The 7,923-nt window shown below is 60.1% G+C and carries 8 protein-coding genes; 2 read left to right on the forward strand and 6 right to left on the reverse strand.

The genetic code is table 11. The annotated features are described in order from the left end of the window. Positions 1 to 157: 157 nt before the first annotated feature. From WCA53_RS10095 to WCA53_RS10105, 3 genes are read right to left on the reverse strand one after another with little or no spacing between them, the layout of a single operon-like run. Entirely contained in the window at positions 158 to 952 is a 795-nt protein-coding gene (locus WCA53_RS10095; RefSeq protein ID WP_423908645.1) for a MetQ/NlpA family ABC transporter substrate-binding protein, read from the reverse strand. A 22-nt stretch (positions 953 to 974) separates the two neighbouring features. Further along, positions 975 to 1,628, reverse strand: coding sequence for a methionine ABC transporter permease (locus tag WCA53_RS10100; protein ID WP_423908647.1), 654 nt, complete (start codon positions 1,626 to 1,628; stop codon positions 975 to 977). Next, on the reverse strand, positions 1,618 to 2,652 hold the full coding sequence (locus tag WCA53_RS10105) for a methionine ABC transporter ATP-binding protein (protein WP_423908649.1): 1,035 nt from the start codon (positions 2,650 to 2,652) through the stop codon (positions 1,618 to 1,620). The genes WCA53_RS10100 and WCA53_RS10105 overlap by 11 nt, the downstream gene beginning before the upstream one ends. Before the next feature lie 358 nt (positions 2,653 to 3,010). Between WCA53_RS10105 and WCA53_RS10110 the strand changes: the two genes are divergently transcribed. Both WCA53_RS10110 and WCA53_RS10115 read left to right on the forward strand, forming a co-directional pair. Beyond that, positions 3,011 to 3,613 carry an NADPH-dependent FMN reductase gene (locus WCA53_RS10110; RefSeq protein WP_423908651.1) on the forward strand — a complete coding sequence of 201 codons (603 nt, stop codon included), beginning with the start codon at positions 3,011 to 3,013 and terminating at the stop codon, positions 3,611 to 3,613. Between the two features lie 109 nt (positions 3,614 to 3,722). Continuing rightward, positions 3,723 to 5,273 (forward strand): tetratricopeptide repeat protein, encoded by a 1,551-nt coding sequence (locus WCA53_RS10115; protein ID WP_423908655.1) that lies wholly within the window; start codon positions 3,723 to 3,725, stop codon positions 5,271 to 5,273. A 134-nt stretch (positions 5,274 to 5,407) separates the two neighbouring features. On the opposite strand, the gene WCA53_RS10120 is transcribed toward WCA53_RS10115, so the two are convergent. The 3 genes from WCA53_RS10120 to WCA53_RS10130 all read right to left on the reverse strand — a co-directional run bounded on the left by WCA53_RS10120 (position 5,408) and on the right by WCA53_RS10130 (position 7,759). Further along, the gene (locus WCA53_RS10120) at positions 5,408 to 5,695 is read right to left on the reverse strand and encodes an H-NS family nucleoid-associated regulatory protein (RefSeq protein WP_423908658.1); all 288 of its coding nucleotides are present in this window, start codon (positions 5,693 to 5,695) and stop codon (positions 5,408 to 5,410) included. Positions 5,696 to 5,863: 168 nt separating this feature from the next. Next, positions 5,864 to 6,139, reverse strand: coding sequence for a hypothetical protein (locus WCA53_RS10125; RefSeq protein ID WP_423908660.1), 276 nt, complete (start codon positions 6,137 to 6,139; stop codon positions 5,864 to 5,866). A gap of 399 nt (positions 6,140 to 6,538) precedes the next feature. After that, positions 6,539 to 7,759 carry a pyridoxal-phosphate-dependent aminotransferase family protein gene (locus WCA53_RS10130; protein WP_423908662.1) on the reverse strand — a complete coding sequence of 407 codons (1,221 nt, stop codon included), beginning with the start codon at positions 7,757 to 7,759 and terminating at the stop codon, positions 6,539 to 6,541. Between the last annotated feature and the right edge of the window lie 164 nt (positions 7,760 to 7,923).

Below are 7,923 nucleotides of genomic sequence, written 5' to 3' on the forward strand. Positions count from 1 at the left end.
GGATAGGGGCTAACAGTAATAAGCAAGAAAATCCGACTTAAGCAGAACGACCACGCTAGCAGAAGGACTCAATGCTATCCCCACACTCGCCGCGAGCAGCACCATCACCATCACCATCACCGCCCCCAAACCCCGCGCGCCCCAACCGCGCACCCCTTCACCATGCAGCAGTCACAGCCCCCGCATACTTCCCCTCAATAAACTGCTTCACCTGCGCCGAGTGATACGCGGCAACCAGCTTCGCGACCCACGGTTTGTCCTTATCGACCGCGCGAATGGCGATGATATTCGCGTACGGACCATGCGGATCCTCAATGGCGATCGCATCCTGCTTCGGCTTGAGCCCCGCCTCCATCGCAAAGTTCGTGTTGATCGCGGCGGCGTCGACATCGCTTAGCGAGCGCGGAATCTGAGCCGCATCAAGCTCCACGATCTTCAGCTTCTTCGGGTTATCGACGATATCAAGCGGCGTCGCCTTAAGACCCGCGTCAGCGCGCAACTTCAGCAAGCCGTTCTTCTGCAGCAACAAGAGCGCGCGACCGCCATTGGTCGGATCGTTTGGCACGGCAATACGCGCGCCATCCGGCAATTGCGCAAGCGACTTGATCTTCTTCGAGTAAATACCCATGGGGAACGTCACCGTTTCCGCAATCTTGATCAGCTTGTAGCCGCGATCCTTGACTTGCGCATCGAGATACGGCGCATGCTGATAACTGTTAGCGTCGAGATCGCCAGACGCCAGCGCCGCGTTCGGCTGCACATAATCGGAGAACTCAATAATCTTGATGTCCAGCCCGTTCGTGGCCGCCACTTGCTTCACGATTTCCATGATCTGCGCATGCGGACCGCCCGTCACCCCGACCTTGATCGAATCGCCCGCATAAGCCAGATTGGTAACGAGTGCGGCAGCGCCGAACACGGCCGCTAGTTTAAGAATGATTCGACGTTGCATTGACCAACCCTTATTGAAAAAATTATTTATGGCTCAAACGTCGCACGAGCCAATCACCAAACGACTGTACGAGCTGCACGAACACAATCAGGATCACGACGACAGTCAGCATCACTTCCGGCAGGAAGCGCTGATACCCATAGCGGATGCCAAGATCGCCCAGACCACCGCCGCCGATCGCTCCCGCCATCGCCGAGTAGCCCACGAGTGAGACGAACGTGATGGTCAGCCCCGCAATCACACCCGGCAAAGCTTCCGGCAACAGCACCTTCCAAACGATCTGGCGCGTGGTCGCGCCCATGGCTTGCGCCGCCTCGATCAAGCCGCGATCGACCTCGCGCAACGCCGTTTCCACAAGACGCGCAACGAACGGTGCGGCCGCAATGGTCAGCGGCACGACAGCAGCCATTGTGCCAATCGACGACCCGACCACCAACCGCGTGAACGGAATCACCGCAACCAGCAAAATGATAAAGGGCGTCGATCGCACTGCGTTCACAATGCCGCCGATCACCCGGTTCATGCCGAGGTTTCGCAGCACGCCATCGCGATCGGTGAGATAGAGCAGCACGCCGAGCGGCAGACCGAGCGCGGCGCCGATGAAGCCCGAAATACCCACCATGACGAGCGTTTCCCAGAACGACTGGACAAACATATCGAACATTTCACTCAACATGGGACATCTCCTCTACCACCACGCCTTGTTCGCGCAAATAAGCGATGGCCTCAGCTACGTTTGCCGGCAGGCCGGCTGCGAGCACTGCAAGCGATCCGAACGCCTGCCCCTGGATCTCGTCGATCTGGCCGTGCAGGATGTTGAAATCGAGTTCGAAACGGCGAATGGTCTCCGAGAGAATCGGCTGGTCGACGCCGGAACCCGTGAACGCCAGGCGCAACAAATGACCGTTGCCTGTCTTGAGCCGCTCGGCCACGCGCAGTTTCAGTGCGGGCGGCAATTCATGCGCGATCACGTCGCCGATCAACGCGCGCGTGACTTCATGATGGGGCTGCATGAACACATCGACCACATTTCCCTGCTCTACGACACGACCTGCATCGAGTACTGCTACGCGATCGCAAACCTGCTTGATCACGTCCATCTGGTGCGTGATCAGCACGATCGTCAGGCCGAGATCCTTGTTGATCTTGCGCAGGAGATCAAGGATCGAGCGCGTGGTTTCAGGATCGAGTGCGGACGTGGCTTCGTCGGAGAGAAGCACTTTCGGCTTGCTCGCCAACGCCCGCGCGATACCCACGCGCTGCTTCTGGCCACCGCTGATTTGCGCCGGATAGCGATCCTTCTGCGTGGTCAGGCCCACCAGGTCGAGCAACGGCAGCACGCTCGCCTCGATCTCGCGCCGCTTCATGCCGGCCAGTTCAAGCGGCAACGCGACGTTGTCGAACACGGTCCGCGACGACAGCAAATTGAAGTGCTGGAAGATCATGCCGATGTCGCGACGTGCCGCGCGCAAGTCGGCGGTAGCGAGCGTGGTGAGGTCGCGGCCATCTACTATCACGCTTCCTTCGCTCGGACGCGTGAGAAGATTGATGGTGCGGACCAGCGTACTTTTTCCTGCGCCACTGCGGCCGATGATGCCGAACACTTCGCCTGGCGGTATCAGCAGATTGACGTTGTGCAACGCTTCGATCCAGCCTCGCGGCCCGGCGAAACGTTGCGAAAGATTGCGTATTTCGATCATATATGCAAAAAACGGCCGGCTTCCCGTGGAGCTTGGTCGCCCGGGCAGCCCGCCGTCGTCATCCGTTGTTCGTGAATCCGAAAGTCTAACGTAACGTGTGCGCCGGCCCTAATAATGAATTCGGCTTCGCGCAGGGCAATTTGTGCATAAAGCCTGTCCGTGCGCACTCGTTGCACTCGCGACAGGTTCGAGCGAGTTCGACGGGTTCGGGGCAAAATGCCTTAATCTCATATCGATACAAGCAAAGCTCGTTTCCAGCCGGCAGCTCCGCTCGATAAGATACGCAAGATGATCGACATGTCGCGGTCCGCTGGCGCCCGACATTTCATGCATGCAGCAATCCAGGGAGTAATTTACGTTGAAGAGCCTCGAATTTCGCCGGCCCCTTGTAGTGGGCATCGGCGGCACTACCCGCCCGGCATCCTCCACCGAACGGGCGCTTCGCCTCGCGCTTCTCGGAGCCGAATCCGAAGGCGCACGCACGCAATTGTTTGGCGGGGCGTTCCTGCATTCGCTTCCCCACTACGCGCCCGAGCACAGCGAGCGTTCGGAGGCGCAGTTGCAACTGATCGAGGCCGTGCGCGAAGCCGATGCAGTGATCATCGCCACGCCGGGCTATCACGGCGGCGTCTCCGGCCTCGTCAAGAATGCGCTGGATACGCTGGAAGAGTTGCGCAACGATGAGCGGCCCTACCTCGATGGGCGGGCGGTCGGATGCGTTGTGACGGCTTATGGATGGCAGGGATCGGGCGCGGTATTGACGTCGTTACGGTCGATTGTTCATGCGCTGCGCGGGTGGCCCACGCCTTTTGGCGCCGCAGTCAATACGCTGGAAACTCGGTTCGATGCGGTCGATACCTGCTCCGACCCGAAAGTCACCGATGAATTGGCAAGGGTCGGGCGGCAGGCCGCCGGGTTCGCGCTGGCCTTTAGTGCGCGCCATGCTCTGGCTCGGGATTGATAGGACTGCGTTCGCTGCCGACTTGGCTTGTCTGGATGCGGGTGCTTGCAGCGAGCGATGATAAAATTCCGAGGGACAATTCCTTTACTCGCTGCCCTCGCTCGACCCTATGACTGCGCCCGCCCCCTCGCTGCTCGACGCAGCCGAGCAACATTTCCGCGCAGGTCGCCTAAGTGACGCTGAGAGGCTGCTGCGCGAAATCATCGACACGAATCCTTCGCACGGCGAAGCGCTGGAAGGGCTCGCGTACATTGCGGCGAACCAGCACGATCACGCGCTTGCGGCTGATTACTTCGACCGGGCTATGGATGCTTTGCCGGACACCGTCAGCCGGTTGCATGACGCGGGATTATCCAATCAGTCCGCGGGGCGCCATGAGCGGTCCGTGCAACTCTTCGAACAGGTGCTCACACTAGCGCCGCGCAATCTGATGTCGATGCATGCGGCAGCACTGTCGCTCACCGCGCTCGGCAAGAACGAACGCGCGCTTGAGATGTTCCAGCGCGCGTGCGTGCTGGAACCGGCATCCTGGCAGATTCGCTACAACATGGGCCGCGCGCTCGGATTGCTAGGCCGCTTCGATGAGGAAATCGCGGCATATAAACACGCGATCGAGTTGAAGCCAGATGCTGTCGATGCCTACGTCAACCTGGGCGTTGCGCTACGTGATCTGCATCGCTTCGATGAAGCGCTCAAGGTATTCAAGAAGGCGATTCAAATCGATCCGAATCACGCGGGCGCACGAACGAATCGAGCGCAACTCAACTTGCTGCTCGGCGAGTTCGAGCACGGCTGGCGTGAATATGAATGGCGTTGGCGCGATGGCGGCCAGCAACACGATTTCGGCGATCGCGTCTGGTCCGGCGACGTGCCGCTCACCGGCAAGACCCTGTTGCTGCACGCTGAACAGGGAATGGGCGATACGCTGCAGTTCGTGCGCTATATCGACCTGCTGAGGGCACGCGGCGTGCGGCTGGTGCTGCGCGTTCAGGATCCCTTGCTGCCCCTTTTGAGGTCCTATCCAGGCGTGGACACGGTCATCGGCTCAAGCGCTGAGGTACCGCCCTTCGACTACCACTGTGCACTCCTGAGCCTGCCCCACGCCCTGAAAACGCGCGCCGCTATTCCGGGCGCCGTGCCCTATCTATTCGCCGACGCTGCACGCTCTGCCACATTCAATCCATTGCTCGACAAGCGGCATCCGCGAATCGGCGTGGCATGGAGCGGCAGCAACACGCATGTGAACGACCGCAACCGGTCGATGCGCCTCTGCGATCTGAGCGCGTTGTTTGACCTCGATGCGACCTTCGTCTCGCTGCAGAAGGAGGTGCGCGAGGAGGACCGAGTCGCGCTGGCGCAATTTCCCCTGCTGGACGTATCGCCGCAACTCGATTCCTTTGCCGATACCGCGGCACTGATCGCACAACTCGATCTTGTGATTTGCGTCGATACCGCCGTCGCGCATCTGGCCGGCGCGCTCGGCAAGCCGGTCTGGCTGATGCTCGCGTGGACCCCGGATTGGCGATGGGGCATGGAGCGCACCGACAGCGCCTGGTATCCGCGCGCCCGGTTGTTCAGGCAACCGGCCCGCGGCGATTGGACAAGGCTGGTCGCAGACGTTGTGGCCGCGCTCGAAAGCGTGACCGAAGCGGACGCTTGAGCGCGTTAGGGTGTGGGTGTCCGAGCGCTTTGAACAGGCTTTGAACCCCGTCACATGCCGCCGTACACCTTGCAGGTAGCACGGAAGGTAAGCGGCCGCTCCTGCCGCTACAGCGCCCTTAGCGAGCGCAAACCTCATTCGTCGATCAAAAAATCGTCCCTGTTCCGGTCGATGATCCAATGCGGCGCGCGCCCCCTGCCACTCCATGTCGCGCCGGTCTCCGGATCCCGGTATTTCGCTGCAGCGGGCTTGCGGTCGTCTACCACCTTGTCCTTGCTGCCCATCAACTCCACGAGCGAAATCTTATATTGCTTCATTGTGCGCACAATATCGGCAAGAACAATTTCCGCCTCGCGCTGGCGCGCCACAAGCAATTGCTGTTCGAGCGCTTTATGCTGTTCGAGTAAGTCTTTGAGGCTCATTTTGAGGGTCCGTACAGAATGGTGGGGCACCGCTATAAAGCGAATAGCCCATTTTAACGGTCTCTGGCGGGTCCGAATAAAAATCGATCAGAATGCCCGTCCCTGCCCTCGGCTCGGGTATGCCGTCAAGTCTGGCAGGATCCGCTTTACTGGCAAAGCCAGCCAACGTCATTGCTGCTGGCAAATGATCGCGGTGATCAGCGGATTCACACGATGCACCACCGCGGTACCGCCAGCCTGGTGCACGCGGTCTTCCACGTCTTCCGTCGGACCGATAACGATCACACCATAAGCCGAGTCGGCGATCGGTTGGCCATTGCCCACCTGGAAGAGCGGATCATCCTTTTGATATCCGATTACCGCATACACGCGGTAATCGAACGCCGTCAGGTGCACGCCCTTCTTCACGCGAAACGCGTTGATCGAGTTTGGTTCTACCCGCATCGGCTTAACTTCAATCTCTCCGCTGACCAACAGCGGTGAAATGAAAGAGTGCCCGTCCGACTTGCAATCCATTTGCGCATCGAGCGTGTCGGCATGCGCAAGCGTTGGCACGAAAAGGGATAGGGTAACTAAGCCGCTGACCGCGATTCGAGCCGACTTGACGATGTTCCTCATAGGCCATGACCCCGTTTGAACGCGTTAACCGCCTTGTGCATGCTTGAGTGAGTGCGGAAAGCCTACTTTACCCGCACGAACAAACAATAACTTAAATACGGCATGCACGCGTTCAGGCGTGGACGTGTCTGAGGCCTAGCCAACCGTGATTCGCTTAAACAACGACCTAGCAGCGACCCGACAACAACCCAGCGCCGCCCGGTTGAAAAGCGCGGGCCGCCCGGATTAATTCGCCGACAAATACCGCTCCAGCGCAGCCACGCCGGCAGGAAGATCCACACCCACGCCCAGGTCGACCATCGTCCGGCCCAGCGCATGGATGGTTCGGAAAAGATGGTGCTCGCGACACTGCTCGCCCATTTGACCGATCCGCACGATCGGCGCGCCAAAAGAACCGGCAATCTCGACATGATGATGACGCGAGATATGGGCGCATACGTCGGAACCGCTCAGGCCTTCCGGCAATTCGATGCCCACCACCGAGTTAAGCCTGCTGGCTTTGGGAACGTAAAGCTTGAGCGATAGCGCTTCAATGCCGGCCTGCAACGCGCCGGAACAACGCCAATGACGCGCGAACCGGCGCTCCAGCGTCTCGGCGCACACAAGGCGCAAGGCCTCGTGTAACGCAAGCACGCCCGAAACCGGTGCCGTGTAATGGTAGGACGCGTTGTGCCAGAAATTTGCGGCCAGCGTCGCGTCGAGGCACCAGTGCGAAGGCGGCACCGGACGCGTCTTGATACGTTCCCAGGCCGCCTCGGAAAATGCCAGCAACGAAACGCCGGGAATCGACGACAAGCCTTTCTGACCGCCCGTGATCACGGCGTCGATGCCCCAGCCATCCATGGGAAGCGGCATGGTGCTTAGCGTGCAGACCGCATCGACGACAACCAGCGCACCCGCTGCGCGCGCGATCGAAGCAATCGATTGGAGACTGCGATTCCATACGGTGTTCGACGTCTCGCCGTGGACAATCGTGACTATCTCCGGACGAAACCGGTCGATTGCATCGGCTATCGCCTGCGTGTCCGCGGCCTCGCGATTCTCCACCTTCAACGTCTCGACGTGCGCGCCCGTTCGCCTCGCCATCTCGGCCATGCGTTCGCTGAAGAAGCCGTTGCAAATGGACAGCACGCGCGTGTCCTTCCACGCGAGGTTGGTAATGGCCATCTCCATCGCGGCCGAGCCGGGACCGGCGACGCCCATGACCCATTTCGACTCGGTCTGGAAGACGTATCGGGCCATCGCCTTGACCTGGCCGATAACCGCAGCCATCGTCGACCCGAGATGGTTGATGACGACGCCGTTCGCCTTTGCCACTGCGTCCGGGATCGGAACGGGACCCGCTCCCATCATCAGCAAAGGTTCTTCTGGAAGAATCGACGAGAGCGGTAAAACTGTCGGACAAGCCACTGTTGCGGCGGAAGATGAAGAAAATCGATCGGTCATTGGCTGGGTTCTTGGAGTGTTTTGTTCGGCGCGTCAAAGCTCCCGACGGCCGGGCGATGTCGACCGGGAGCCGCCTTGACGCCGCCGCTTACATAGCGTTCACAACGTTCGATAGCGGTTGCGCACTAGTCGGACGCGCATCCAGTTGAACGCGAGGAGCCGCG

Origin of the sequence: Caballeronia sp. (assembly GCF_049581465.1) — a bacterium.
In the GTDB taxonomy this organism is placed as follows: Bacteria; Pseudomonadota; Gammaproteobacteria; order Burkholderiales; family Burkholderiaceae; genus Caballeronia.